Consider the following 26,892-nt stretch of genomic DNA (forward strand, 5'->3'; position numbering starts at 1 on the left):
CCCGAAACCCCCGGCCCCTACTGGACCTACCGGCCTCTCAATGCCCCGCGTCTCCGAGGGCCTCTCGCCCCGTCACCCCTCCCCGTACAACTCCCCGTACGACGGCCACACTCCCCCCGGTCCGTCCACCGAGTCGGCTGCCCGTACCGCTCGTACGATCGCGCGTGTCACCAAGTCCGCTCCTGCCGCGAGGAGTTCGTTCAGGGCGAGGGGGCCGGACTGGGGCGGGAGTGGTTGGGTGCCTGTTGCCAGGGTGAAGACGGTGTCGCCGTCGTTGAGCAGGTGCACGGGGCGTACGGCGCGGGCGATGCCGTCGTGGGCCGTGCCGGCGAGCTTCTGGGCCTGGGCGCGGGTCAGGTCGGCGTCGGTGGCGACCACGGCCAGTGTGGTGTTCAGCGGGGGAGGGGGACTCTTCGCGGCGGCCTCGGCGATGCGCCGGCGCGCGGCCTCGTGGACCTGCGACGCCGGGTACGCCTTACGCCCCTGGAACGACTCCCCGTACAGCGCCCCCGTCTCCGGATCCATCACCGAGCCCGCCGCGTTGGCCACCACCAGTGCCGCCACCGTGATCCCCGAGTCCAGCAGGGTGCTCGCGGTGCCGATGCCGCCCTTGAGCAGTCCGACCGTCGCCCCCGTCCCGGCGCCCACGCATCCCTCCGCCACCGGGGCACCGAGCCCGCCCGCGGCGGCCGCCTCGACCGCGGCCCGGCCGATGGCCGCGTCCGGTCTGGCCCTGAAGTCCCCGCCCCGGCCCAGATCGAAGACACAGGCGGCCGGTACGACCGGCACCACGTGCGCCGGGTCGGGGCCGACCCGTACACCGCGTCCGCGTTCCTCCAGCCAGGCCATCACTCCCGACGCGGAGTCCAGCCCGTACGCGCTGCCGCCGGTCAGGACCACCGCCTCGATCCTCTGCACCAGGTTGCGCGGGTCGAGCGCGTCCGTCTCCTTGGTGCCGGGCCCGCCCCCGCGCACGTCCACGGCCGCGACCGCGCCGCCCTCCGGAGCCAGCACGACCGTGGTACCGGTGAGCCAGCCCCCGCCGGCCCGGGTGGCGTGACCGACCCGCAGGCCGGGGACATCGGTCAGCGCGTCAACTGCCATGGGCGTCTCGGGTGTTGTGAGCCCCGTCGGTGGTCTGTGCCCCGTGGGTGGTGTGCGTGCCGTCTGAGTTGTGGGTCCCGTGGGCGTGGTGGGTGCCGTGGTGGCCGCGCGTGGTGAGGATCTCCCCGACCGCGACCGTCAGGGTCGCCACCACGCCCGCCGCCAGGACCGCCCAGTGACCCAGGAACGTGCACATGACCACGGCCAGCGCGGCGAGCGGCAGGACGGTCTGCTGGGCCGTGCTCACCTTGTAGTGGCGGGCGTGCAGCGCCCACACAGAGAGGAGATACAGCGCCGTCGGCAGGGTCACCGCCGCGGACGCGGCCAGCGTGGAGATGTGCGCCTTGTGCACCGTCTCCTCCACCGCGACCTCCAGCCCGGCGCCGATCGCGGCAGCCGAGGCGAAGATCAGATAGTGGCCGTAACCCCACAGGAAGCTCTCCTTGTTGGAGCGCAGATGACCGTGGATGGGAACGGTGAAGTAGACCCACCATGCCGAGAACACGATCAGCAGTCCGCCCACCGCGATCGGCAGCAGCTCGCCCAGCGCGTCGTCGTCGTCCACCGCCGACTTCACGGCGACCGTCGCCGCCAGGATCGTCTCGCCGAGCACGATGATGGTGAACAGGCCGTACCGCTCGGCGATGTGATGCGGATGCCAGGACGTCTGGAAGCCTCTCTCCGCGTACAACGGGACGCACAGTTCGGCGATCGCCATCACCAGGAACAACCACGGTCTGGCCGACTCCGGCAGGACCAGCAGCCCCAGCCAGCCGATCTGGCACAGCGCCACGCCGCCCGCGTACCGCAGGGCCGTGACCCGCTCGGCGCCCGTCGCGGTCCGCGCGGCCCGCAGCCACTGCGCGGTCATCGCCAGCCGCATGATCACGTAGCCGAGCACGACCAGCAGCCAGTCGTGGTCCTCGAAGGCCCGGGTGACCCCGGCGGCGAGCACCAGCACGCCCGCTATCTGGACGAGGGTCACCAGCCGGTAGGGCACGTCGTCGTTGTCGTACGCCGAGGCGAACCAGGTGAAGTTCATCCAGGCCCACCAGATCGCGAAGAAGATCATCGCGTAGTTCAGGATGCCCTCGGCCGCGTGTGCCTCCGCCACGGCGTGCACCAACTGGACGCCCGCCTGGGCGACGGCCACGACGAAGCACAGGTCGAAGAAGAGCTCCAGCGGTGAGGCGACCCGATGTACCTCCTCACGCCCCCGCGCGACCAGCCTGCGCACCGGCGACCGGTGGGCGCCGGCCGGGGCGGCGGAAGCCGGGTGCGAGGACGCGGCGGGGCCCGGGGCCGGCTCCGGAGCCGAGGGGGTCGAGGGCGTGGAACTGGGCGTCATGGGCCCAAGCACACCAGAAAAGCCGGTGGAATTCTCGCTCAGGTGTTCACAAGTGCCGGGGTGGACCGAGGGAGTGCGCGGGCGGGCCCGGTGCCTGTGTGGGCGTGCCGGGGGAGGGGGCGCGGTCGGAGGGCGTCGGTGCTCGGGGCCGTACTCTGGAGGCATGAGTACCGCTCCCGCTCCCGAACCGCGTGACCCCAAGGCCGCGCTGGTCTTCGACGACCCGTTCAGCCGGCCGTCTTCCGACGACACGGACCACGGGTGGGGCGAGCGGCCCGGCGACGGCGGCGACAGCGTGGCCGACCTGAAGCGCTTCCTCGACGAGAAGCCGCCCCACCACATCTGACACCGCCGGCCGGTGGCTTCGAGTGCCGCTACTCGCGGTCGTGGCCCGAGCCGCGCTGGGCCACCAGGGCGTCGCGGATCTCCTTGAGCACCTCCAGCTCGGTCAGCTCGATGACCTCCTGCGTGCCTTCCTTCGACTTCCGGCGGGCTTCCTGGCGGGCCAGGTACTTGGCCATGGGGAGCACCATCAGGAAGTAGACGACGGCCGCCGTGATGACGAAGCTGAGCGTGGCGCTCAGGACCGTGCCCCACATGATCGGGATGCCGCTGGTGACCGTGCCGTCCGCGGCCGTTTCGCAGGGATCCTTCAGACACGAGCTGTACTTGTCGAGATCCTTGGTGCCGAAGGCCCCCACCAGTGGGTTGATGACCCCCTTCACCACCGAGTTGACGATGTTGGTGAAGGCCGCGCCGATGACCACGGCGACGGCCAGGTCGACGACGTTCCCCCGCATCAGGAAGGCCTTGAAGCCCTCCCAGATGCCCGGCTCCTTCTTCTCGCTCACCACGAGGCCTCTCTGCGCTGGTTGTGGAACAAACGACTCCGCAACCTACGTCAGGATCGGGTCCGGGTGTCCAACTGGGTCCCGCCATCGTGCGACTTGACGGGTACGGGTCGGAGCCGGCGCCAGGGTTCGTGGTCACCACAGGGTCACCGCCAAGCGGGACGTGGCGCCCGCGCCTGCCAGCCGGGCCGCCGTGCGGCGCGGCACGGTCAAGACGACCAGGGCTCCGCTCTCGGTGGCGCTCGCGGTCGGCACCTTGGACACACGGGCACCGCGGGCGACGACCCGCACGGCGCCGGCGCCCGTCGCGGACTCCTCGGCCGCGATCACGTCGACGCGGTCGCCGGGGCGCAGCAGCCGTACCGTCGCGGCGTCGGCGATGCGGACCGGTGCGGTGACTGTCTCGACCGGGGTGGGGCGCTCGGGGACCGGGTCGGCCACGGGATGCCCCCTGACCCGTTCCGCTTCCCTCGGACCCGCCCCCGTCACCAGCAGGGCGGCGGCCGTCACCGCCAGGCCCGCCGCCATGGCTCGCCTTCGGCAGCGGGCGAGGCGGCGGAGCCGTTGCGCTCCGCCCTTCACCCGTAGCGGGGCGAAGTGCGGGACCTCGCAGGTGGGAGGCGTGTCGGTGCCGGGTGGGCCGGCGGCCCAGGAGGGGAGGCGGGAGGACGTGGACACGACCGGGTGCGGGGATGCGAACGAGGACGTGGACGTCGACGAGAACGAGTGAGTGGACGAGGGCGAGAGCGTGGACGAGGACGAACGCGTGGACGCGGACGAGGACGAGGGACGGGACATGAGGCCACCACCTGCTGTGTGAGATCGGCTTGCGGTCCCACGATGAGGCTTCGCGGCGGAGCCCGCCGGGGCCTGTGGACCACTCACCGACTGTGGAAAACCCCGCCACCCGAACGAGGAGTTCCGCCCTCTGCCTCCGCCGGCCCTCCACCCCCGCCCCGGCCGAGCAGCGAGGTCACCGGCCGCTGCACCCCGTCACGGCAGGTCGAACCCCGGATCCATCCCGCCCAGCGCCTTCGTGCACAGGCAGCCACGCGTGTCGTTCGACGGCAGTGCGGCCACGGCCTCGAAGAGGACGCCCCGGAGGCGGTCGATGTTGGCGGCGAAGACCTCCAGGACCTCCTCGTGGGAGACGCCCTCGCCGGTCTCGGCGCCGGCGTCGAGGTCGGTGACGAGGGTCAGGGAGGTGTAGCAGAGCTCCAGTTCGCGGGCGAGGATGGCCTCGGGGTGGCCGGTCATGCCGACCACGGACCAGCCCTGGGCCTGGTGCCACAGGGACTCGGCGCGGGTGGAGAAGCGAGGGCCCTCGATCACGACGAGGGTGCCGCCGTCCACCGGTTCCCAGCCGCGCCCGCGCGCCGCTTCGAGGGCGGCCGCGCGGCCGACGGGGCAGTAGGGGTCGGCGAGCGAGACATGGACGACGTTGGGGACGGCGCCGCCGGGCAGCGGGAGGCCGTCGAAGTAGGTCTGCGTGCGGGACTTGGTGCGGTCCACCAGCTGGTCCGGGACGAGGAGCGTGCCCGGTCCGTACTCCGGCCGCAGACCGCCCACCGCGCACGGGCCGAGCACCTGGCGCGCCCCGACGGAGCGCAGGGCCCACAGGTTGGCGCGGTAGTTGATGCGGTGCGGCGGGAGATGGTGGCCACGGCCGTGGCGGGGCAGGAAGGCCACCCGGCGGCCCGCGATGTCACCGAGGAAGAGGGAGTCGCTGGGCGGACCGTAGGGGGTGTCGACCTGTATCTCGGTCACGTCGTCGAGGAAGGAGTAGAACCCCGACCCTCCGATGACGCCGATCTCGGCCAGACCGGCCGCTTCCGCCGCACCAGCTCCGCCCGCCCCGCCCACCGGGACGGCCCCATGCTCCACGTGCTCCGCATTCGCCATGCCCGCACCCTAACCGGGTCGGGAAACACCGAAGACCCCGCCGTCGTCGTACGACGGCAGGGTCCCGGACGGAAGAGCTACGCGGCCGAGGTGCTGCTGGCGGAGGAAGAGCCCGAGGACGACGACTTCGAGTCGGACGACGACGAAGAGGACGAAGTCGAGGACGAGGACTTCGCGTCCGACGACGACTTCGACTCGGACGAGGACTTCGACGTCGCCGGGCTGCTGCTCGACGAGGAGCCGCGGCTGTCGTTCCGGTAGAAACCGGAGCCCTTGAAGACGATGCCGACCGCGGAGAACACCTTCTTGAGGCGGCCATTGCAGCTGGGGCACTCGGTCAGGGCGTCGTCGGTGAACTTCTGCACCGCTTCGAGGCCCTCACCGCATTCGGTGCACTGGTACTGATACGTCGGCACTGGTCTTCCTCCTGGCACTCTCACTCGATGAGTGCTAACGACAGTCCATACTGACCTATTCCACGGGGATCAGTCCACTGTCACCGGCACTCGGTGACCGACGACACGCGCGACGGTACGGCTCCGCGAGCTGCCGATCAGCCGCGTACGCAGCGCCAACAGGGTCGCCAGGGCCAGTGCCGTACCGGCCGCGGGCACCAGGAAACCGGCGCCGGTCCACAGCCTGTCCTCCAGCTGTCCGGCGGTCGTGACGGCGGCCGCCTGGCCGAGCGCGACCGCGCCGGTGAGCCAGGTGAAGGCCTCCGTGCGGGCACCGGACGGGACCAGGGAGTCGACCAGGGTGTAGCCGGTGATCAGGGCCGGGGCGATGCACATGCCGACCAGCAGGCCCAGCGCGGCGAGGACGAGCACCGAGTCGGCGGTCCACAGGGCGGACGCCACCAGCGCGAGGGCCGTGTAGCCGACGATCAGGCGCCGCTGCGGGGCCACCTTCCAGGCGATCGCGCCGCAGACGATGCCGGAGAGCATGTTGCCGGCGGCGAAGACGCCGTACAGGACGCCGTTCAGGCCGGGCTCGCCGATCGACTCGGAGAAGGCGGCGAGCGAGACCTGCATACCGCCGAAGACGGATCCGATGCCGAGGAAGGTGACGATCAGGACGCGCACCCCGGGGACGGACAGGGCGGAAACGCGCTCCACGCGCGCGTGCGCCACGGAGACGACCCTGGGCTGGGTGCCGCGCTGCGCGGCGAACAGCAGGCCGCCGACCAGGGTGAGCCCGGCCTCGGTGAGCAGACCGGCGGCCGGGTGCACGGCGGTGCAGAGCGCGGTCGCGACCAGCGGGCCGAGCACGAAGGTCAGCTCGTCGGTGACGGACTCGAAGGCGGCGGCGGTGCTCGTCAAGGGCGAGTCCTGGAGCTTGACGCCCCAGCGGGCCCGCACCATGGGGCCGATCTGCGGCACCGAGGCTCCCGTGGGCACGGCGGCGACGAAGAGCGCCCACAGGGGGGCGTCCATCAGGGCCAGGGCCGTCAGGGAGAGACCCGCCGCGCCGTGGACGAGGATGCCGGGGATCAGGACGGCCCGCTGGCCGTGCCGGTCGGCGAGCCGGCCGCTCCAGGGGGCGAACAGCGCCATGGAGACACCGGTCGCGGCGGCCACGGCGCCGGCCGCCCCGTACGAGCCGGTGGTGTGCTGGACCAGCAGCACGATGGAGATGGTCAGCATCGCGAACGGCTGGCGGGCCGCGAAGCCGGGGAGAAGGAACGTCCACGCGCGCGGGGTGCGCAGCAGCTGCCCGTAGCCCGGGCGGGACGCCTTCGAGGTGTTCGAGGTGACCGTGGACGCCACGGCCGTGCCTTTCCGCCGCCTGGTAGCGCGCCCGTGCGGGGGGCGCCGAGAGCTGTCCTCTTGCGCTACTGCGGTAGATGCCGGGCCCACACGAAGGGGGTGTCTCGGCCGCCATACGGTCGCGCCAGCTCTGCGTCAGACAGAGTTGGTCCGATCAAGTGCGCCTTCATCGTACAGGGGGATCGGCCGGATCACCTGTGAAAACGAGCACCATGGGCGGTCGCACCCCCGATTCCAGAGGGGTGTGAACAGTGTGAAATCTGCACTTAACGACGGGGGCCGCCGGTTCCGTTTCCGTTCCCGGACCCGTTCCCCGTCCCCAGCCAGTCGGCCAGCTTGCCGCCCTGGCCGACGGCCCTGAGGCGGCGTTCGGCCTGGTCCCGGACGGGGTCCGTGGCGACGACGAGCAGTTCGTCGCCGCGGCGCAGCACCGTGGTCGGCAGCGGTACGAAGGACTTGCCGTCGCGGACGACGAGGGTGACGGCGGCGCCCGCGGGGAGCCGCAGCTCGTTGACCTCGACGCCGTGCATCCGGGACTTCTCGGGGATGGCGACGGACAGCAGATGACCGCGCAGCCGCTCCAGGGGCGCCGACTCGATGCCGAGGTCGGCGGCCTCGTCGCCGGAGCCGCCCAGGCGCAGTTTGCGGGCCAGCCAGGGCAGTGTCGGCCCCTGGACGAGGGTGTAGACCACGACCAGCACAAAGACGATGTTGAAGATCTTGCGGCTGGCCTCGACCCCGCTGACCATGGGGATCGTCGCCAGGATGATGGGCACCGCGCCGCGCAGTCCGGCCCAGGAGAGCAGGGCCTGCTCGCGCCACGGCACCCGGAACGGCACCAGCGCGACGGCGACGCTCAGCGGTCGCGCCACCATGGTCAGCACCAGGCCGATGACGAGCGCGGGCCAGATGTCGTCGCCCATCTCGTGCGGGGTGACCAGCAGGCCGAGCAGGACGAACATGCCGATCTGGGCGATCCAGCCGACTCCCTCGGCGAAACCGCGCGTGGCCGGCCAGTGGGGCAGCTTGGCGTTGCCGAGGACCATGGAGGCCAGGTAGACGGCGAGGAAGCCGCTGCCGTGGGCCATGGCGCCGGCCGCGTAGGCGGTGACGGCGATGGCCATGACGGCGATCGGGTAGAGGCCGGAGGCCGGCAGGGCGATGTGCCTGAGGCCCCAGGAGCCGAGCCAGCCGACCGCGAGGCCGATGGCGGCGCCGATCGCCAGTTCCAGCGTTATCTCGCCGATCAGGACGTACCAGTGTTCGACCGGTCCGGCCATGGAGAGCGAGGCGACGAGGATGACCACCGGGGCGTCGTTGAAGCCGGACTCGGCCTCCAGGATGCCCGTCACGCGCGCGGGGAGGGGGATCTTGCGCAGCACGGAGAAGACGGCCGCCGCGTCCGTGGAGGACACGACCGCGCCGATGATGAGCGACTGCTGCCACTCCAGCCCGATCAGATAGTGCGCGCCCGCGGCCGTGACGCCGACGCTCACCGCGACTCCGACCAGCGCCAGTGAGCTGGCGGCCGGCAGAGCCGGTTTGATCTCCTTCCACTTCGTGCCGAGGCCGCCCTCCGCCAGGATCACGACGAGGGCCGCGTAGCCGATGACCTGGGTCAGTTCGGCGTTGTTGAAGTGGATGTCGCCGATGCCGTCCTGGCCCATGGCGATGCCTATGCCCAGGTACACGAGCAGGCTGGGGAGCCCGCTGCGCGACGAGATCCGGACCGCGGCGACCGCGACGAGAAGGACGAGCGAGCAGACGAGCAGGAGCTGGTTGAGGTCGTGGACAGTCAGCGGGCCGTACCTTTCTTGCCGAACCGCACGTGGTTCCGAGTGTGGGGATGCCGAGCACTGGATGCGGGCACGCGCGCGTGTTGGGCATGCGAAGCCGATCACGGAAACCGTGCGGTTGCGGTTACGTCAGTGCAAGTACTTCGTTACCTTACCTAACTCTTGACGATTTCTTGACGCTTCCGAAGGCAAGATCGAACAGCCGTCCGCGCCAGTTCCCGACTCCGCGTCAAGTCGTGTCGGACCCTGCGCCTATGGTTGCTCCAGCGTTCAGTACAAAGCACAGCCCGACCTGCCGCTCGTGTTAGGACAGCAAGGACAGCGATGCCCACCGACACCACCCCCTCCGGCCAGCAGTCCGGCAAGTCCGGCAGGAAGAAGGGACGCAAAGTCCGTCTTCTCCTGATCGTCCTGGTCCTGGCCATCATCGGTGGCGTCGGCTACGGGGCGTTCTGGTCCGTCTCCACCGTGCGCGCCTCCTTCCCCCAGACCAAGGGTTCGATAACCCTGGACGGTCTGTCGGGACCGGTCGACGTCAAGCGCGACGGCCACGGGATCCCGCAGATCTACGCCTCCTCCGAGGAGGACCTGTTCATGGCGCAGGGCTTCGTCCAGGCGCAGGACCGGTTCTACGAGATGGACGTACGCCGCCACATGACGGCCGGCCGCCTCTCGGAGATGTTCGGCGAGGGCCAGGTCGACAACGACGAGTTCCTGCGCACCCTCGGCTGGCACCGGATCGCCGAGCAGGAGTACGACAAGAAGCTCTCGGCCGAGACGAAGAAGTACCTCGACGCCTACGCCAAGGGGGTCAACGCCTACCTCGCCGGCAAGGACGGCGAGGAGATCTCCGTGGAGTACGCGGCCCTCGGCTTCTCCAACGACTACAAGCCCGAGGAGTGGACCCCGGTCGACTCGGTCGCCTGGCTGAAGGCGATGGCGTGGGACCTGCGCGGCAACATGCAGGACGAGATCGACCGCGCCCTGATGACCAGCCGCCTCGGCCCCAAGCAGATCGCCGACCTGTACCCGCGGTACCCGTACGGCCGCAACGGGACGATCGTGCAGGAGGGCGAGTACGACGAGCTGACCAAGGCCTGGTCGGACGGGTCCGGCTCGACGCAGAACGCCGACGGCTCCACCCAGGGCACGGGCGGCACGGGAACGGGCGTGGGCACCGCCGGGACGTCCACGGACTCCTCGGCCCTCCAGACCCAGCTGGACGGCCTCTACAACGTCCTGGAGGACCTCCCCGAGGCCGTCGGTGTGAACGGCAACGGCATCGGCTCCAACTCCTGGGTCGTCTCCGGTGACCACACCATCACCGGCAAGCCGCTGCTCGCCAACGACCCGCACCTGTCGGCCACGCTCCCGTCGGTCTGGTACCAGATGGGCCTGCACTGCAAGTCCGTCTCCGCGAAGTGCCGGTACGACGTCTCCGGCTACACCTTCTCGGGCATGCCCGGCGTGATAATCGGCCACAACGCCGACATCGCCTGGGGCATGACCAACTCCGGCGTCGACGTCACCGACCTCTACCTGGAGAAGCTCACCGGCGACGGCTACCAGTACGGCTCAAAGGTCCTGCCGTTCGACACCCGCGAGGAGACCATCGAGGTCGCCGGCGGCACGTCCAAGAAGATCGTCGTCCGCACCACCAACAACGGCCCCCTGCTCTCCGACCGCAACGACGAACTCGTCCAGGTCGGCAAGAAGGCCACCGTCGACCAGGACGCCCCCGACCGCGGGGACGGCTACGGCATCGCCCTGCGCTGGACCGCGCTCGACCCCGGCACCTCCATGGACGCCGTCTTCGCCATGAACCGGGCCAAGGGCTGGGACGACTTCCGCGAGGCCGCCGCCCTGTTCGACGTCCCCTCGCAGAACCTGACCTACGCCGACACCGACGGCAACATCGGCTACCAGCTGCCCGGCAGGATCCCCACCCGCGGTGAGGGCGACGGCTCGCTGCCCGCGCCGGGCTGGGACACCAAGTACGCCTGGACCGGCTACATCGACCAGGACGAACTGCCGTACGAGTACAACCCGGAGCGCGGCTACATCGTCACCGCGAACCAGGCCGTCGTCGACGACGACTACCCGTACACGCTCACCAAGGACTGGGGCTACGGCACGCGCGCGCAGCGGATCACCAGCCTCATCGAGTCGAAGATCAAGGGTGGCGGCAAGATCTCCACCGACGACATGCGGCAGATGCAGATGGACAACAGCAGTGAGATCGCCAAGCTGCTGGTGCCGCTGCTGCTCAAGATCGACGTCAACGACAAGGAAGTCCGCCAGGCGCAGAAGCTCCTGGAGGGCTGGGACTACACCCAGGACGCCGACTCGGCGGCCGCCGCGTACTTCAACTCGGTCTGGCGCAACATCCTCAAGCTCGCCTTCGGCAACAAGCTGCCCAAGGAACTGCGGGTCGAGGGCCAGTGCCTGTCGGTCGAGCCGGTCGACTCCACCGGGCCCGCCGACGAGGACCGGCGGGTGCGCGAGTGCGGCAAGCGCGACGCGGACCAGGCGCAGCCGGACGGCGGCGACCGCTGGTTCGAGGTGGTCCGCCGGATCATCGACGACCAGGACAACGCCTGGTGGGCCACGCCGAAGACGCGCACGGAGGACCCCGGCGACACCCGTGACGAGCTGTTCAAGCGGGCCATGCGTGACGCCCGCTGGGAGCTCACCGCCAAGCTCGGCAAGGACATCGACACGTGGAGCTGGGGCCGGCTGCACCGCCTGTTCCTGAAGAACCAGACCCTCGGCACCGAGGGCCCCGGTTTCCTGCAGTACATGCTCAACCGCGGCCCCTGGAAGCTCGGCGGCGGCGAGGCCACGGTCAACGCCACCGGCTGGAACGCGGCGGGCGGCTACGAGGTCGTCTGGGTGCCCTCGATGCGCATGGTGGTGAACCTCGGGGACCTCGACAAGTCCAAGTGGATCAACCTCACCGGCGCCTCCGGGCACGCGTACAACGCCCACTACACCGACCAGACCGACAAGTGGGTCAAGGGCGAGCTGCTGACGTGGTCGTTCTCCGACAAGGCGGTCGAGGAGAACACGAGCGACACGCTCCTGCTGAAGCCGTAGGGCTCCGAGCGCCACAGGCCCGCCGCGGGCCCGTCGTGGCCGGTCGCACAGTTCCCCGCGCACCTACTGGGCGCGGGGAACTGTCATGTGAAGCGTCGTACCCCCGAAGGCGTCACCACCGCGTGCACCGGGCGGTCGTGCGGCTCCTCCGGTACCCGGTCCACGATCTCCGTGTCGTACAGGAGCACCACCAGCGCCGGATCGGCGCCCACGCGTGCCAGCCGGGCCAGGACCCGGTCGTACGAACCGCCGCCGCGCCCCAGGCGCATCCCGCGCGCGTCGACCGCCAGGCCCGGCAGCAGGACGGCGTCGGCGCCGGTCACGGCGTCCGGGCCGAGCCGCTCGCCGGCGGGTTCGAGGAGTTCCATACGGCCGCCGCCGTGCCGCACGCGCGCGAGGGAGGCCTCTCCCTCGTAGGCGCCCCAGTCGAGGTCGTTGTCGGGCAGCAGGACCGGGAGCAGGACGCGCACGCCCCGCTCGCGCAGCGCGTCCAGGAGCGCTAGGGTGCCGGGCTCGCTCCCCACGGAGACGTACGCCGCCACCGTGCGCGCGTGCGCCAGCTCGGGCAGACCGAGGGCCCGGTCCGCAAGGGCGCCCGTCGTTTTCCGGACGTCATCCGGCGTCAACCCGTTCCTCACCCGGAGGAGCTCTCGACGCAACATTCGCTTGGCAGAGTCCGGTTCGGATCCCAACCTGCTCACAGGTAGCTCCAGTATTGTTCGTAATCGGCTCATATGAGAGCGAATTAATCGGATCCACAGATTCCCCACAAAGGCACCCGATAGGGTTCGGGCCATGAGTGAGGCGAACCCCAGGATCAGCAAGGCTGTCATTCCCGCCGCGGGTCTGGGAACCCGGTTCCTGCCGGCCACCAAGGCGACTCCCAAGGAGATGCTGCCGGTCGTGGACAAGCCGGCGATCCAGTACGTGGTCGAGGAGGCCGCGTCGGCCGGGCTCGACGACGTCCTGATGATCACCGGCCGGAACAAGCGCCCCCTTGAGGACCACTTCGACCGCAACTACGAGCTGGAGTCCGCCCTCCAGAAGAAGGGCGACGCCCACCGGCTCGCCAAGGTCCAGGAGTCCAGCGACCTCGCGACCATGCACTACGTCCGCCAGGGCGACCCCAAGGGCCTCGGTCACGCCGTGCTGTGCGCCGCCCCGCACGTGGGCGACGAGCCCTTCGCGGTCCTCCTCGGCGACGACCTGATCGACCCCCGCGACCCGCTCCTGCAGCGCATGGTCGAGGTCCAGGAGCAGAACGGCGGCAGTGTCATCGCGCTCATGGAGGTCGCGCCGGAGCAGATCCACCTCTACGGGTGCGCGGCCGTCGAGGCCACCGAGGACGGTGACGTCGTCAAGGTGACGGGCATGGTCGAGAAGCCGGACCCGGCCGACGCCCCGTCGAACTACGCGATCATCGGCCGCTATGTCCTCGCCCCGCAGATCTTCGACGTCCTGCGCGAGACCGAGCCGGGCCGCGGCGGCGAGATCCAGCTCACCGACGCCCTCCAGCAGCTCGCCGCGGACGAGAAGGTCGGCGGCCCCGTGCACGGCGTCGTCTTCAAGGGCCGCCGCTATGACACCGGGGACCGTGGCGACTACTTGCGTGCCATTGTCAGACTCGCATGCGAACGTGAAGACCTGGGCCCGGACTTCCGGACCTGGCTTCGCAGTTACGTAGCCGAGGAGATGTAGCCACGTTGAGCACCGCCGCGACCCGCACCACCGGCTCGGGACACCTCTGGTCGGTGACCGAGCACCTGGAGGACATCCTCGCCACCGTCCGCCCCCTGGAACCCATCGAGCTGCAGCTCCTCGACGCCCAGGGCTGTGTCCTGGTCGAGGACGTCACGGTGCCGATCTCACTGCCGCCGTTCGACAACAGCTCGATGGACGGGTACGCGGTGCGGGTCGCGGACGTCGCGGGCGCCAGCGAGGAGTTCCCGGCCGTGCTCACGGTGATCGGGGACGTCGCGGCGGGCCAGGCCGAGCAGCCCCGGGTGGGCCCCGGGGAGGCCGCCCGCATCATGACCGGCGCCCCCCTGCCGCCCGGCGCGGAGGCCGTCGTCCCGGTGGAGTGGACCGACGGCGGCCTCGGCGAGGGACCCGCCTCGGGGATGCGCGCCCGCAGCGCGAGCCCCGAGGGCGCCACCGGCCAGGTCGCCGTGCACCGCGCCGCCGAGGCACGCGCGCACGTACGCGCGATGGGCAGCGACGTGAAGGCCGGTGAACGCGCCCTGGCCGCCGGGACCATCCTCGGCCCGCCGCAGATCGGCCTGCTCGCCGCCATCGGCCGCGCCTCGGTACGCGTACGCCCGCGCCCGCGCGTGGTCGTGCTCTCCACCGGCAGCGAACTGATCCCGCCGGGCGAGACCCCGGCCACCGGCCAGATCTACGACTCCAACAGCTTCGCCCTCACCGCCGCCGCCCGGGACGCGGGCGCGATCGCCTACCGCGTCGGCGCCGTCGCCGACGACGCCGAGACCCTCCGCTCCACCATCGAGGACCAACTCGTCCGCGCCGACCTGGTGGTCACCACCGGCGGGGTCAGCGTGGGCGCGTACGACGTCGTCAAGGAAGCCCTGGAGTCCGTCGGCGACGAGGACGAGGAAGGCGCCGGCATCGACTTCCGCAAGCTCGCCATGCAGCCCGGCAAACCCCAGGGCTTCGGCACCATCGGCCCCGACCACACCCCGCTGCTCGCCCTCCCCGGCAACCCGGTGTCGTCCTACGTCTCCTTCGAGGTCTTCGTCCGGCCCGCGATCCGCACCCTGATGGGCCTGCCCGACGTCCACCGGCCGACGGCCACGGCGACCCTCCAGGCACCCAAGGCCCTGACCTCGCCCGCGGGACGCCGGCAGTACCTGCGCGGGACGTACGCCGACGGCGAGGTCACCCCCGTCGGGGGCGCCGGATCGCACCTCGTGGCGGCCCTCGCGCACGCCGACGCGCTGATCGTGATCCCCGAGGACACCGAGTCGGTCGAGCCCGGTACGGAGGTCGAGGTCGTCCTGCTCGGCTGAACCCTTGAGGGTGGCGTACCGTGTCGCGCACAACACGCCGCGCGCCGCACCGCGACGGGCCCCGACCGGGAGCGTCACACCACCATGAGTACGCCGCAGGACCGACTGACCCACATCGACGAGGCGGGCGCCGCCCGCATGGTCGACGTCTCCGGGAAGGACGTGACCGCGCGCACCGCCCGCGCCAGCGGCCGGGTCCTGGTCTCATCCGAGGTGGTCGCACTGCTGCGCGGCGAGGGAGTGCCCAAGGGCGACGCCCTCGCCACCGCGCGCATCGCCGGGATCATGGGCGCCAAACGCACCCCCGACCTCATCCCCCTCTGCCATCCGCTCGCGGTGTCGGGCGTCAAGGTCGATCTGTCGGTCGCGGACGACGCCGTCGAGATCCTCGCCACCGTCAAGACCACCGACCGTACGGGCGTCGAGATGGAGGCCCTCACCGCCGTCTCCGTCGCCGCCCTCACCGTGATCGACATGGTGAAGGCGGTCGACAAGGGCGCGGTCATCACGGACGTACGGGTCGAGGAGAAGACGGGCGGCAAGTCGGGCGACTGGAGCCGGGCATGACCGCGCCCACCGGTGACACCCGCAGCGCGCCGTACCGCGCGCTGGTCGTAACCGCCTCCAACCGGGCCGCCGCCGGGGTCTACGAGGACCGAGGCGGGCCCCTGATCGCCGAGGGACTCCGGGCCTTCGGCTTCGCCGTCGACGGCCCCCAGGTCGTGCCCGACGGCGACCCGGTGGAGGCCGCGCTGCGGGCGGGCGTCGACGCCGGATACGACGTGATCGTGACGACCGGTGGCACCGGCATCTCGCCCACCGACCGCACCCCCGAGGCGACCCGCGCGGTCCTCGACCACGAGGTGCCCGGCATCCCCGAGGCGATCAGGGCGTACGGCCGGGACAAGGTGCCGACCGCGGCGCTCTCCCGGGGTCTCGCCGGAGTCGCGGGCCGGACGCTGATCGTGAACCTGCCGGGCTCGACGGGCGGTGTGAGGGACGGCTTGGCCGTACTGGAACCCCTGTTGACCCATGCCGTGGACCAGATCCGCGGCGGGGACCACCAGAGGCCGGCCCCCGGCGGCTCCCCGGCCGAGGAGGACCCCTCCAGACCCCGTGGGGGTGCGAGCTGAACAGCCCATCCTGGCCCGTGGCGCTGGTGGACGGCGAGGTCGTCCTCCGGCCCATAAAGATGCGTGACCAGCGGGCCTGGCGCGAGGTCAACCGGCGCAACCGGGACTGGCTGCGGCCCTGGGAGGCGACCATCCCGCCGCCCACGCCCAGCGGACCGATCGCGCACCGGCCGACGTACCGTCAGATGGTCCGCCATCTGCGGGCGGAGGCGAACGCGGGCCGGATGCTGCCGTTCGTGATCGAGTACCAGGGGCGGCTGGTCGGGCAGTTGACGGTCGCCGGGATCACCTGGGGCTCCATGTGCTCCGGCCATGTCGGCTACTGGGTCGACGAGTCGGTCGCCGGGCGGGGTGTGATGCCCACGGCCGTCGCGCTCGTCGTGGACCACTGCTTCCGGACCGTCGGGCTGCACCGCATCGAGGTCTGTATTCGCCCCGAGAATCGGCCCAGCCGACGGGTCGTGGAGAAACTCGGATTCCGCGAGGAAGGCCTTCGTCCACGATATCTTCACATCGACGGCGCCTGGCGTGACCATCTCGTCTTCGCGCTCACCGCGGAAGAGGTCCCCGAGGGCCTCCTCGGCCGCTGGCGGCGGGAACGGGCGCGGAACGCGGGCTCTGACGTGGGCAAGCCCGGACAACCCCAATAAATGAAATGCGTGTTCGAATAGCGTGTCGGAACGGCGATCGGGTTGAGCGAGTTGCGACGTTCTCGGCACGTTAATTTCGCGCTCTCGATGGCCTGCTGATCGGATCGGTCACAAAAAAAGCTCGAAATATCAGCCAGATCGTGCGACACACCGGCTCAATTGGCGGATGGCCTCACGCAAACCCCTCTACCGTGTGAGGCGTGAGCAGCAGCGGCCTCATCTACGCAGTCATCGTCGGGGCCTGGGCCGCCTACTTGGTGCCGATGTGGCTCCGTAGGCAGGACGAGCTGAACGAAGCCCGTCCGACGGAACGCTTCAGCACCGCCATCCGGCTGCTTTCCGGCCGGGCGGGGATGGAGCGCCGATACGCCAAGGACCTGCGGGCGCGCTCCACCGAAGAGGGGGAGCCCAGCGCCGAACCGGACGGCGTCACCGACTCGGTGGACGTCCGGGCCTTCGCCATGCCCCCGCTCCGGGAACACACCAGGGCACAACTGCCGGTGGAACGGAGCGAGTCACCGCAACAGGCCCAGCAGCAGCCCCCGCAGCCGGGGAAACCGGCCGCGCAGGCGAAGCCGGTGCCCCAGCAGGGTGGTGCGCCGGCGGGCAAGCAGACGGGTGCCCCCTCGGCCAAGCAGGCGGCGGCCCATGTGCCCGCTCCCGCTCGCGGGCGGCGTCCGGGCAAGCAGACGACGGGCGCACGCCGGGGCAGCTCGGCGGAGGCCACGGCGCGGGCCCAGCGCTCGAAGGTGCTCGCGCGCCGACGGCGTACGACGGTGATGCTCTTCCTCGCCTTCACGCTCGGCGCGGTCGTCGCGGCGGTCGGCGGACTCGCCTTCCTGTGGGCGCCGGCCGTACCGGCGGTGCTGCTGAGCACCTACATCGCGCATCTGCGCCGCCAGGAGCTGAAGCGGTTCGCGTACACGATGGACCGCCGGCAGGCCGAGGTGGCGGCGCAGCGACTGCGGGAGCGGCAGCCCCAGCGGCGGCGCCCCGCGCCGGACCCGGTGGACACCGACGAGCCGGAGGACGGACCCGAGAACGAGGAGTCCCGGGCCGAACTGACCGCGCTCGCCGCCGACCGCCGTGCCCTCGTCGAGCAGACCGACCACGCCGAGTGGGTCGACCAGCAGCGCGAGCGTCAGCGGCGGCCCGGCCAGGGCGACAGCTGGGACCCGGTCCCGGTGCCGCTCCCGACGTACGTCACCGCGCCCGTCGCGCCCCGGGCCACGTCCGGGGTCGACCTCGGCGCCCCGGACGCGTGGAGCTCCGCGCGCTCCAGCGCGGCCGACCCCCACGGCTCGTCGGGTGCCTCCTCGAACTCCGCGCCCGCCTCCGGGCGCGAGCCGGAGGACGACCGCGACGGCGAGGCCTGCGCGGACGACGCCGGCGCCGGTGACGCGGACGACGGCGGCCGTTCCGACGCCCGCCGGGCCGCGTCCGCGCGCCGCTCCCGCGAGCGGGGGCGCACACCGCTCTTCGACCAGTACGAGGACGGCGACCGCCCGCGCGCGGCCAACGAGTGACCCACGCACCCCGGATCCGCCCCTCCGCTGACCAGCCACGAGCCGGCCGCGGACCGCTCGGCGGCCCCTCGGATACGGATTTCCGAGCACCGCGATCGGGATGCTAGAGTTTCACTCGTTGCAAGGGCCTGTGGCGCAGTCTGGTAGCGCACCTCGTTCGCATCGAGGGGGTCTGGGGTTCAAATCCCCACAGGTCCACGCAGCTCAGAGCCCCCAGTGGTGATCACCACTGGGGGCTCTGACGTGTTGTCAGGACGATGTCCTGTCAGGACGGGATCCCGGCGCTCGGCGCCGGTTCCGTGATCGCGTCGAAGTACGGCCAGCCGTCCACCTCGACCGTCTGGGCGGACGGGTGGAGGTCGAGGGTGGGGGCGGCGGCGTCCAGGAGGCGGCGGACCGTGCCGGGCTCGTGGAGGTTGAGGTAGGCGTGGTCGGACCGGCGGACCAGGGCGCCGGAGTCGAAGTAGCAGTTCGAGACGACGCGGTCCTCGGACGGGCCGAAGAGCAGGACCAGGCGGCGGCGCCGGGGGCCCTTCGGGTAGAGGGACAGCTTGAGATGGCAGCGGTCGCGGGCCACGCGCTGGGGGTCCCTCTCGCCCGCGCGAAGTCGCGAGTGGGGGAGTTGGCGGACGGTCCAGTGCCAGGTGGTGTCGCCCACGACGAGGCGGCGCAGACGGTTGTTCTTCGTCACCGGGCCACCGTAGGCGGCCAACGCCGTTAAGAGCACGGGGATTTACGCCCGGCACCGGGGCGCGGTCAGAGCGCCTTCGCGAAGCACAGGCTCAGGTCGTGGAAGCGGTAGTAGCCGAACTTGGCGCAGGGCTCATAGCCGCTGGAGGTGTAGAGGGCCACGGCCTCGGGCTGCTTGGCGCCGGTTTCGAGGACCATACGGGTACGGCCGACCGCGCGGGCGTCGGACTCCAGTTCGGCGAGTATGCGGCGGGCCAGGCCCAGGCCGCGGGCCTCGGGGGTGACGTACATCCGCTTGATCTCGGCGTCCCCGTCCTGGTACTCCTCGTCGTTGGCGTCCTGTGTGCGCCAGCCGCCCGTGGCGAGGGCCCTGCCGTACTCGTCGTAGGCGATCAGATACAGCCCCGCCGGCGGTACGAAGTGCGCCGGGTCCATGTGCGTGGCGTCGCCGCCGTCGCCGTAGCGGACGTCGTACTCGGCCTGGACCTCGCCGTCCAGCTTGACGGCGTCGGGGTGGTCGAAGGGCACACGGCGGATAATCATGTCGTGCATCGTACATCTATGCACAAGATGTCCTCCATGGTGATCCGGGTATCGTGCCCGGGTGCTGACTGTGACCTCTGTGAATGTGAACGGGCTGCGGGCCGCCGCGAAGAAGGGCTTCGTGGAGTGGCTCGCCGGGACCTCGGCGGACGTGGTGTGCCTCCAGGAGGTGCGGGCCGAGCCGGAGCAGCTCCCCGAGGGGGTGCGGCAGCCCGAGGGCTGGCACGTCGTGCACGCCCCGGCCGCCGCCAAGGGGCGCGCGGGAGTGTCGCTCTACACCCGCCGCGAGCCCGACCGGGTCCGGATCGGGTTCGGGTCGGCCGAGTTCGACGGGAGCGGGCGGTACGTCGAGGCCGACCTGCCCGGCATCACCGTGGCCAGCCTCTACCTCCCCTCCGGTGAGGTCGGGACCGAACGGCAGGACGAGAAGCTCCGGTTCATGGGCGAGTTCCTCACCTATCTGAAGGGGCTCCGCGAGCGGGCCGCCGCAGACGGGCGCGAGGTCGTGGTCTGCGGCGACTGGAACATCGCCCATCAGCAGGCCGACCTCAAGAACTGGCGGGCGAACCAGAAGAACTCCGGGTTCCTGCCGGAGGAGCGGGAGTGGCTGGGGCGGGTCTTCGACGAGGCCGACGGGGGCTATGTCGACGTCGTGCGGGCGCTGCATCCCGATGTCGAGGGGCCGTACTCGTGGTGGTCGTACCGGGGGCGGGCCTTCGAGCGGGATACGGGTTGGAGGATCGACCTTGCCGTTGCGACCCCGGGGCTTGCGAGCAAGGCAGTGAAGGCGTTCGTGGAGCGGGCCGCGAGCCATGACGAGCGGTGGTCGGACCATGCTCCAGTGACGGTCGTCTTCGGCATGTGACACGGAGCGTGGGGGCGAGCCGGCATGGGCACGCCCCCACACGCGTCGCAGGGTGGATCAGGGACGCGTCCTGACCGTGAAGGTCAAGCGGGAGGTGTCAGGTCCGGCCAGCCGCTCGGGCCCGCCGCCCGACCGTCCCTTGGCGACGGTGACGCGAACTGCGTCGCTCAGGAGTCGCTCGCGTGTCACCTCGCCGTCCACGGCGAACGCCTCGTGATAGCGGCTGACGGTGTACTCATCGAGCCAGCTGGCACGCATGGCTGCGGGCGCGGGACACGTCGTGCCGCGAGCACTGGCGCGGCAGACGTAGTCGCCGTAGTCGTAGGCCTTCCGTGTGGCGAAGTACATGCGGCCACCACACCCGGCACAGTGTGCGACCCCGATGAGCAGCGACGTCTCCCGACGTTTGGCGCGAGTACCGTTCGAGCGGGCGTTGAGGACATCCTGGAGGGCCAGGAACTCCTCTTCGGTGAGCACCGGAGGGCCGATCAGCACGGGTGCGCCGTTGGTGTCACGGACCGTCTGGCCCTGGTGCACCCGGTGGCCCATCAGTGCCGGGGTGCGGAGGATTTTGCACAGACTGCCGACTGTCCAGCGGAATCGGTCGAAGTCGCGTCCGTGACGTCGCCCACCCGTAGGGCGTCCCTGAAGTTGGGCGTGACGGTCGCGTGGCACCAGAACGCCCGCAGTTTCGAGTTTGTGGGCGATAGCCACCAGGGACAGTCCTGAGTGGACGTCGTCCACGATCGCGCGCACGACGGGGATGGTCTCCGGGTCGGGAGCCAGACACCACCCGACGCCCGACGGATGGGGCGCCTTCCGGTACCCGAACGGCACAAGGCCGCCGCCGTATCGGCCCTTTGCGCGCAGCGCTTCGTGAGCGCCGGTGAGTCGGGCGGAAAGAGCGCGAGCCTCCTGCTCTGCGGCGTAGGCCAGGTTCATGCAGTGGCGAATGGCGTCGCCGTCTGCCTGTGGCGTCACCGCGAGGGGCTGACGCTCTTCAGGCATTCCGAAGACGAGAGTGGTCGCATGTCGCTGACCCCATTCGATCAACTCTGACATGTGGGCGACGGAGCGCACCGCGCGGTCCACGTGCGACCACACGATGACTTCGTATTCGTCCGGGCGTCGCAGCCAAGACGACAGCGCAGGCCGCTCGAACGGGGACATCTTGCGCGCGGAGACGCCGAGGTCAGTGGCTTCGGCGATCAAGGTGCAGCCCAGTTGCTCGGCGCGTAGTTGGATGCAGGCGCGCTGCCTGTCCGGCGAGGTGGTCACTCTAGTCAGGTTGCTGAGACGCACGGCTCCAAGAGCTCGTGGGTGTTCGGTGGGGCTAGGCTTGGGCATGTCGGCGCTCCGTGAAGTGTCGGCCACACCCCGGGACTGGTCGCACAGTCGCCGGGGCCTTTTCGATCTCACTCTCGGATGCCGAACTCGTATCCTTGTGCGGTTAGGGAAAAATACCCCCGATGAGGTGAATATGCCTACAAGCTGATGTCTTGGAAGGTGGGCGGACTCATGGCCCGCAGCCTCCTACGGCTGCTTCCGCAGCCGCCGGTCCAGCGCCAGGGAGAGTTCCGCCTCCGCCACGCTCTTCGCCAGGGGCCGTAGGCGGGCGAGGTCTTCGGGGGTGCGGCCGGGCTGGGTGAGGATGAGGTCGGTGAAGAGGGTGGCGAGGGCTTCCGCGTGTTCGCGGACGCGGCGGCCGGCGGTGAGGACGTCGTTGAGGGGGACGCCCTCGCGGACCAGCGCGGCCGAGACCTCCAGCAGACGGCGGCTGATGTGGACGATCTCGCCGCCGTCGGTGGCGAGATAGCCGAGTTCGAGGGCGGCCGCGAGGTTCTCCGAGGTCGCCTGGTCGCCGAAGTGGTCGGCCAGTTCCTCGGGGGAGAGGCGGACCGGGACCTCCTCGGTGGGGGCGCCCAGGCCGAGCAGTTCGCCCACGTCGCGGCCCTCGTCGAAGGCCTCGGCCAGCTCGGCTATGCCGCTGAGCGTGTGGCCGCGCTCCAGCAGTGCCGAGATCGTGCGCAGCCGGGCCAGATGGGTGTCGTCGTACCAGGCGATACGGCCCTCGCGGCGGGGCGGCGGGATCAGTTTGCGCTCCCGGTAGAAGCGCAGGGTGCGTACGGTGATGCCGGCCTTCCCGGCCAGCTCCTCCATGCGGTACTCGTGTCGCTCGCCGTCTTCTGCCACCCGCGCAGCCTATGTCGTACCGCTGGTAACTCCAGAGTGCCCGACCCCTACCCATCGGTACGGTCCTGCCCTACGCTCCCACTGCGCCAGTGATTACTGGCGTGGACATGGGGTGCGAACGCGGTGTGCGCACGCGATGAGGCGTGGAGGTACCGGATGGGCGAGCACAAGGGCGGGAACGGGCCGCATGTGCGGGTGGCGGTGGTCGGATCCGGGTTCGGCGGGCTGGGCGCGGCCGTGCGGCTGCGGCGTGAGGGGATCACCGACTTCGTCGTCCTGGAGCGGGCGGGGTCGGTCGGCGGCACCTGGCGGGACAACGACTATCCCGGGTGCGCCTGTGACGTGCCGTCCCATCTGTACTCGTTCTCGTTCGCGCCGAACCACGCGTGGCCGCGCGCCTTCTCCGGGCAGGAGCACATCCGGGCCTATCTGGAGCATGTGGCGGACGTGTTCGGGCTGCGGCCCCATATCCGCTTCGACTCCGAGGTGACGAGGATGGCCTGGGACGCGGAGCGCCTGTGCTGGGACATCGAGACCAGCAGCGGTCCGCTCTCCGCCGACCTCGTCGTCTCCGCCACCGGCCCGCTCTCCGACCCGAAGGTCCCGACCCCGGCCGAGCTGCCGGGGCTCGACTCCTTCCCGGGCAAGGTCTTCCACTCCGCCCGCTGGGACCACGGCTACGACCTGCGCGGCAAGCGGGTCGCGATGATCGGTACGGGGGCCTCGGCGGCCCAGATCGTGCCGGCGATCCAGCCCGAGGTCGGGCGGCTCACCCTCTTCCAGCGGACGCCGCCCTGGGTGCTGCCGCGCGTCGACCGGGGCATCAGCGGGGCCGAGCGGTGGCTGCACAAGCAGCTGCCGTTCACCGCGCAGGCCCGGCGCGGACTGCTGTGGGGCGTGCGGGAGTTGCAGGTCCAGGCCTTCACCAAGCGGCCCGACCAGCTCGGTCTGGTGGAGCGGTTGGCGAAGCGGCACATGGCCCGGGCCGTCAAGGACCCGGAGCTGCGCGCCCGGCTCACCCCCGACTACCGCATCGGCTGCAAGCGCATCCTGCTGTCCAACACCTACTATCCGGCGCTCACCCGGCCGAACGTCGACGTGATCGCCTCCGGGCTGGCCAAGGTCGACGGCTCCATGCTCGTCGCCGCAGACGGGTCCACCGCCGAGGTCGACGCGATCGTCTTCGGCACCGGGTTCCATGTCACCGACATGCCCATCGCCGACCGGGTCGTGGGTGCCGAGGGGCGGACGCTCGCGGAGGCCTGGGCGGACGGAGGGATGCGGTCGCTGCGCGGGGCCTCGGCCGCCGGGTTCCCGAACTGGATGACGATCATCGGGCCCAACACGGGCCTCGGGAACTCCAGCATGATCCTGATGATCGAGTCCCAGCTGAACTACATGGTGGACTTCGTACGGCAGTTGGACGTCCTGGGCGGCCGGGTCGCCCTCGACGCCCGGCCCGCCGCCGTGGCGGCGTGGAACGAGCGGGTTCAGCGGCGGATGGAGCGCACGGTCTGGAGCACCGGCGGCTGCACCAGCTGGTACCTCGACGCCAACGGGCGCAACACGACCGTCTGGCCGGGGACGACGAGCGAGTTCCGGAGCGCGACCCGGCGGGTCGAGCTCAGTGAGTACGTGGTGGTGAGAGCCGCCGCGCCGGGTACGAAGACCATCGGCGGGGCGACGGACACGGAGAAGGTGGAGGCCGGAGCGTGACCCGACTGACCCATGTGAAGCACGGGCCCTACGCGCCGCCCGTCGCCGTACGGGAGTTGGCGGCCGTGTCCGCCGACGGGGCGCGGTTGCACGTCGAGGTGCACGGGCCCGAGGGGGCCCCGGTGGTGGTGCTCGTGCACGGCTGGACCTGCTCGACCGCGTACTGGGCGGCACAGGTCCGGGATCTCGCCGTCGACCACCGGGTCGTCGTCTACGACCAGCGCGGCCACGGTCGCAGCCCCGCCTCCGCCGTGTGCACCGCGGACGCCCTCGCCGACGATCTGGAGGCGGTGCTCGCGGCGACGCTCGCGCCGGGCGAGAAGGCGGTGCTGGCCGGGCACTCCATGGGCGGGATGACGCTGCTGGCGGCCGCCGGACGGCCCGGGTTCCGGGAGCACACGGCGGCGGTCCTGCTGTGCAGCACGGGCAGTTCTCGGCTGGTCGCCGAGTCGCTGGTCGTGCCGATGCGGCCGGGGCGCCTGCGGACCTGGCTCACCCGGAAGGTCCTCGGCTCACGGGCGCCGCTCGGGCCCGTCACACCGGTCGCCCGGCGGATCCTCAAGTACGCGACCATGGGCCCCGGTTCGTCGCCGGCGATGGTCGAGGCGTGCGCGCGGATCGTGCACGCCTGCCCGGCCAGGGTGCGTCACGCCTGGTCGCACGTCCTCGACTCGCTCGATCTCGACCACGGCGTACGGGAGTTGACGGTGCCCGCGTATGTCGTCGTGGGGACGGCCGACCGGATGACCCCGCCCGTGCACGCGCGGGCGCTGGCCGCCGCGCTGCCCGACTGCGTGGGCGTGAGCGAGCTGACCGGGGTCGGACACATGGCGCCGGTCGAGGCGCCGGAAGCGGTCACCGCCCGGATACGCGGGCTCGTGACGGCACATGTACGAGTGGAGCGGGACGAGTTGGAGGAGGCGGGCGCATGAGCAGCACCCTGGAGGGGCGGGTCGCGGTCGTGACCGGGGCAGCGCGGGGCGTCGGGGAACTCCTCGCGCGCAAGCTCTCGGTGCGGGGGGTGAAGGTCGCGCTCGTGGGTCTCGAACCGGACGAGCTGAAGCGGGTGTCGGACCGGCTGTACGGGGACTGTGCGTACTGGCACGCCGATGTCACCGACCAGGAGGCCATGACGCGGGTCGCCGGGGAGGTCAAGGAGCGGTTCGGGCGGGTCGACATCGTCGTCGCCAACGCGGGCGTCGCGAACAGCGGGCCGTTCGTGGACTCCGACCCGGAGTCCTGGCGGCGGGTCATCGAGGTCAACCTCGTCGGATCGGCCGTCACCGGGCGGGCGTTCCTGCCCGCGCTGATCGAGAGCCGGGGGTATCTGCTCCAGATCGCCTCCCTCGCCGCGATCACCCCGGCGCCGATGATGACGGCGTACTGCGCGTCCAAGTCGGGCGTCGAGGCGTACGCGCACTGTCTGCGGGCCGAGGTCGCGCATCAGGGGGTGGGGGTCGGGGTCGGGTATCTGTCCTGGACCGACACGGACATGGTGCGTGGCGCCGACAAGGACGAGGCGCTGCGGGAGTTGCGGGAGCGGCTGCCGTGGCCGGCCGGGAAGACGTATCCGCTGGGGCCGGCCGTGGACCGGCTCGTCGCCGGGATCGAGCGGCGGTCGAGTCATGTGTACGGGCAGTGGTGGCTGCGGGGGATGCAGGGGGTGCGCGGGTATCTCCCCGGGCTCATAGGCACGTTCGCGCCGCGCGAGGTGCGGCGGATGGAGCCTCGGTTGCGTGGGGTGGCCAAGGGGCTGGTGGGGGCCGGTGGGGCGGCGGACGAGCGGACGCGGGGGGTGGGGGCGTCGGGGGGCTGATCGGTCGGCGTTGACCGAGCGTTACTGATCGAAATGCGTGGGATGTTCGCCCGTGTTTGTCTGGTCGAGGCCCGATCCCCTCACCCACAACGGGAGTGAATCCACATGGGCATGAAGGACCAGTTCCAGGACAAGGCGGGGGCGCCGCAGCGGGCTCAGCGGGAGCGTGAGCCTCAGCGGGAGCGTGAGCCTCAGCGGTCCCAGCCGGGGCAGCCGCAGCGGCCTGAGCATGGGCAGCGGCCTGAGCGTGGGCAGCGGCCTGAGCATGGGCAGCGGTCTGAGCATGGGCAGCCGGAGCGGGGGGTTCGGCGGCGGGACGAGGAGTCCGAGCGGTTGATGCGGGACGAGGATGATCGGTTCCGGCAGGAGTACGAGGCGTAGCTTTCGGGCTTGGCTTCGGTCGATTGGTGCGTGGGGTGCCCTCCTTTGTGGAGGGTGCCCTGCGTTTGTGTTTGGGGTTCGGTGGGTGGGGTGTGTTGTCGGGTGCGGGTTCGGTGGGGGCTGGTCGCGCAGTTCCCCGCGCCCCTCAAAAAGCAGGGGCTGCGCCCCGTGCTTTTTGCCGTCCGGCGTCCGGCGTCCGGCGTCCGGCGTCGTCGCTCGTCGCCTGCTGCCCGTCGCCAGCCGTCCGCCGTTTGCTGCCTGCTGCCTGCTGCCTGCTGCCTGCTGCCTGCTGCCTGCTGCCTGCTGCCCGCCGCCCGCCGTCTGCCGACGGCCCACGCCCGTCGCCCGTCGCCCGGCGGTCCACGCCTGTCGCCCGGCGGCCCACGGCCCGCGCCCGACGGTCCACGCCCGTCGCCCGGCGGCCCACGCCCGTCGCTCGACGGTCCACGCCCGTCGCCCGGCGGCCCACGCCCGTCGCTCGACGGTCCAC

At 71.1% G+C, this 26,892-nt stretch carries 25 protein-coding genes and 1 tRNA gene; 13 read left to right on the top strand and 13 right to left on the bottom strand.

The features are described 5' to 3' along the window. Window positions 1-72 precede the first annotated feature (72 nt). Both ABT147_RS30155 and ABT147_RS30160 read right to left on the bottom strand, forming a co-directional pair. Complete coding sequence (locus tag ABT147_RS30155) at window positions 73-1,104, bottom strand: P1 family peptidase (RefSeq protein WP_351411883.1); 1,032 nt, start codon at window positions 1,102-1,104, stop codon at window positions 73-75. Further along, entirely contained in the window at window positions 1,094-2,452 is a 1,359-nt protein-coding gene (locus tag ABT147_RS30160) for a low temperature requirement protein A (protein ID WP_351411886.1), read from the bottom strand. Before ABT147_RS30160 ends, ABT147_RS30155 begins: the two co-directional genes overlap by 11 nt. Before the next feature lie 163 nt (window positions 2,453-2,615). On the opposite strand from ABT147_RS30160, the gene ABT147_RS30165 reads away from it, so the two are divergent. Further along, entirely contained in the window at window positions 2,616-2,798 is a 183-nt protein-coding gene (locus ABT147_RS30165; protein WP_351411888.1) for a hypothetical protein, read from the top strand. 28 nt (window positions 2,799-2,826) lie between these two features. Here ABT147_RS30165 and mscL read toward each other — a convergent pair whose 3' ends face one another. The 6 genes from mscL to ABT147_RS30195 form a co-directional block, all read right to left on the bottom strand. Continuing rightward, window positions 2,827-3,303 carry a large conductance mechanosensitive channel protein MscL gene (gene mscL, locus ABT147_RS30170; protein ID WP_351411891.1) on the bottom strand — a complete coding sequence of 159 codons (477 nt, stop codon included), beginning with the start codon at window positions 3,301-3,303 and terminating at the stop codon, window positions 2,827-2,829. Window positions 3,304-3,438: 135 nt separating this feature from the next. After that, window positions 3,439-4,101 (bottom strand): CpaB family protein, encoded by a 663-nt coding sequence (locus ABT147_RS30175; protein WP_351411893.1) that lies wholly within the window; start codon window positions 4,099-4,101, stop codon window positions 3,439-3,441. A 195-nt stretch (window positions 4,102-4,296) separates the two neighbouring features. Beyond that, a complete protein-coding gene (locus ABT147_RS30180) occupies window positions 4,297-5,205 on the bottom strand; it encodes an S-methyl-5'-thioadenosine phosphorylase (RefSeq protein ID WP_351411896.1) in 909 nt (302 codons plus the stop codon). Between the two features lie 77 nt (window positions 5,206-5,282). Further along, window positions 5,283-5,621: an FmdB family zinc ribbon protein gene (locus tag ABT147_RS30185; RefSeq protein WP_351411898.1), complete on the bottom strand. Its 339-nt coding sequence runs from the start codon at window positions 5,619-5,621 to the stop codon at window positions 5,283-5,285. 69 nt (window positions 5,622-5,690) lie between these two features. Next, entirely contained in the window at window positions 5,691-6,971 is a 1,281-nt protein-coding gene (locus ABT147_RS30190; RefSeq protein WP_351411900.1) for an MFS transporter, read from the bottom strand. A gap of 266 nt (window positions 6,972-7,237) precedes the next feature. Then, on the bottom strand, window positions 7,238-8,770 hold the full coding sequence (locus ABT147_RS30195) for a potassium/proton antiporter (protein ID WP_502983185.1): 1,533 nt from the start codon (window positions 8,768-8,770) through the stop codon (window positions 7,238-7,240). A 321-nt stretch (window positions 8,771-9,091) separates the two neighbouring features. On the opposite strand from ABT147_RS30195, the gene ABT147_RS30200 reads away from it, so the two are divergent. Next, a complete protein-coding gene (locus ABT147_RS30200) occupies window positions 9,092-11,863 on the top strand; it encodes a penicillin acylase family protein (protein ID WP_351411903.1) in 2,772 nt (923 codons plus the stop codon). A gap of 83 nt (window positions 11,864-11,946) precedes the next feature. Here ABT147_RS30200 and ABT147_RS30205 read toward each other — a convergent pair whose 3' ends face one another. Next, a complete protein-coding gene (locus tag ABT147_RS30205; RefSeq protein WP_351411906.1) occupies window positions 11,947-12,525 on the bottom strand; it encodes a 5-formyltetrahydrofolate cyclo-ligase in 579 nt (192 codons plus the stop codon). A gap of 133 nt (window positions 12,526-12,658) precedes the next feature. Here ABT147_RS30205 and galU point away from each other — a divergent pair, with 133 nt between their 5' ends. The 7 genes from galU to ABT147_RS30240 all read left to right on the top strand — a co-directional run bounded on the left by galU (window position 12,659) and on the right by ABT147_RS30240 (window position 18,396). Beyond that, window positions 12,659-13,561 (top strand): UTP--glucose-1-phosphate uridylyltransferase GalU, encoded by a 903-nt coding sequence (gene galU, locus ABT147_RS30210; RefSeq protein ID WP_351411908.1) that lies wholly within the window; start codon window positions 12,659-12,661, stop codon window positions 13,559-13,561. A 5-nt stretch (window positions 13,562-13,566) separates the two neighbouring features. Then, the gene (gene glp, locus ABT147_RS30215) at window positions 13,567-14,889 is read left to right on the top strand and encodes a molybdotransferase-like divisome protein Glp (protein WP_351411911.1); all 1,323 of its coding nucleotides are present in this window, start codon (window positions 13,567-13,569) and stop codon (window positions 14,887-14,889) included. A gap of 84 nt (window positions 14,890-14,973) precedes the next feature. Continuing rightward, window positions 14,974-15,456, top strand: coding sequence for a cyclic pyranopterin monophosphate synthase MoaC (gene moaC / locus ABT147_RS30220; protein ID WP_351411913.1), 483 nt, complete (start codon window positions 14,974-14,976; stop codon window positions 15,454-15,456). After that, complete coding sequence (locus ABT147_RS30225) at window positions 15,453-16,022, top strand: MogA/MoaB family molybdenum cofactor biosynthesis protein (RefSeq protein ID WP_351411915.1); 570 nt, start codon at window positions 15,453-15,455, stop codon at window positions 16,020-16,022. Before moaC ends, ABT147_RS30225 begins: the two co-directional genes overlap by 4 nt. A gap of 26 nt (window positions 16,023-16,048) precedes the next feature. Next, window positions 16,049-16,672, top strand: a complete 624-nt coding sequence (locus tag ABT147_RS30230) for a GNAT family N-acetyltransferase (RefSeq protein WP_351411953.1) — start codon at window positions 16,049-16,051, stop codon at window positions 16,670-16,672. A gap of 200 nt (window positions 16,673-16,872) precedes the next feature. Next, complete coding sequence (sepX, locus tag ABT147_RS30235) at window positions 16,873-18,198, top strand: divisome protein SepX/GlpR (protein ID WP_351411918.1); 1,326 nt, start codon at window positions 16,873-16,875, stop codon at window positions 18,196-18,198. A gap of 124 nt (window positions 18,199-18,322) precedes the next feature. Next, window positions 18,323-18,396 (top strand) — tRNA-Ala (locus ABT147_RS30240). A gap of 67 nt (window positions 18,397-18,463) precedes the next feature. Here ABT147_RS30240 and ABT147_RS30245 read toward each other — a convergent pair. Together ABT147_RS30245 and ABT147_RS30250 are read right to left on the bottom strand one after the other, a co-directional pair. After that, on the bottom strand, window positions 18,464-18,889 hold the full coding sequence (locus ABT147_RS30245; protein ID WP_351411920.1) for a hypothetical protein: 426 nt from the start codon (window positions 18,887-18,889) through the stop codon (window positions 18,464-18,466). A 65-nt stretch (window positions 18,890-18,954) separates the two neighbouring features. Next, the gene (locus tag ABT147_RS30250; RefSeq protein ID WP_351411922.1) at window positions 18,955-19,431 is read right to left on the bottom strand and encodes a GNAT family N-acetyltransferase; all 477 of its coding nucleotides are present in this window, start codon (window positions 19,429-19,431) and stop codon (window positions 18,955-18,957) included. Window positions 19,432-19,492: 61 nt separating this feature from the next. Here ABT147_RS30250 and ABT147_RS30255 point away from each other — a divergent pair, with 61 nt between their 5' ends. Then, entirely contained in the window at window positions 19,493-20,296 is an 804-nt protein-coding gene (locus tag ABT147_RS30255; protein ID WP_351411925.1) for an exodeoxyribonuclease III, read from the top strand. A 57-nt stretch (window positions 20,297-20,353) separates the two neighbouring features. Here the strand turns inward: ABT147_RS30255 and ABT147_RS30260 are convergent, their stop codons facing one another. Both ABT147_RS30260 and ABT147_RS30265 read right to left on the bottom strand, forming a co-directional pair. Further along, on the bottom strand, window positions 20,354-21,574 hold the full coding sequence (locus tag ABT147_RS30260; protein ID WP_351411927.1) for a recombinase family protein: 1,221 nt from the start codon (window positions 21,572-21,574) through the stop codon (window positions 20,354-20,356). A 255-nt stretch (window positions 21,575-21,829) separates the two neighbouring features. After that, window positions 21,830-22,456 carry a MerR family transcriptional regulator gene (locus ABT147_RS30265; protein ID WP_502983186.1) on the bottom strand — a complete coding sequence of 209 codons (627 nt, stop codon included), beginning with the start codon at window positions 22,454-22,456 and terminating at the stop codon, window positions 21,830-21,832. 189 nt (window positions 22,457-22,645) lie between these two features. On the opposite strand from ABT147_RS30265, the gene ABT147_RS30270 reads away from it, so the two are divergent. The 3 genes from ABT147_RS30270 to ABT147_RS30280 are packed head-to-tail and all read left to right on the top strand — an operon-like array spanning window position 22,646 to window position 26,021. Next, the gene (locus tag ABT147_RS30270) at window positions 22,646-24,205 is read left to right on the top strand and encodes a flavin-containing monooxygenase (RefSeq protein ID WP_351411931.1); all 1,560 of its coding nucleotides are present in this window, start codon (window positions 22,646-22,648) and stop codon (window positions 24,203-24,205) included. Further along, window positions 24,202-25,137 (top strand): alpha/beta fold hydrolase, encoded by a 936-nt coding sequence (locus ABT147_RS30275; protein ID WP_351411933.1) that lies wholly within the window; start codon window positions 24,202-24,204, stop codon window positions 25,135-25,137. Before ABT147_RS30270 ends, ABT147_RS30275 begins: the two co-directional genes overlap by 4 nt. Further along, window positions 25,134-26,021 (top strand): SDR family oxidoreductase, encoded by an 888-nt coding sequence (locus ABT147_RS30280; RefSeq protein ID WP_351411935.1) that lies wholly within the window; start codon window positions 25,134-25,136, stop codon window positions 26,019-26,021. Before ABT147_RS30275 ends, ABT147_RS30280 begins: the two co-directional genes overlap by 4 nt. Window positions 26,022-26,892 lie beyond the last annotated feature (871 nt).

The organism is Streptomyces sp. NPDC001868 (assembly GCF_040297125.1).
Lineage (GTDB): Bacteria > Actinomycetota > Actinomycetes > Streptomycetales > Streptomycetaceae > Streptomyces.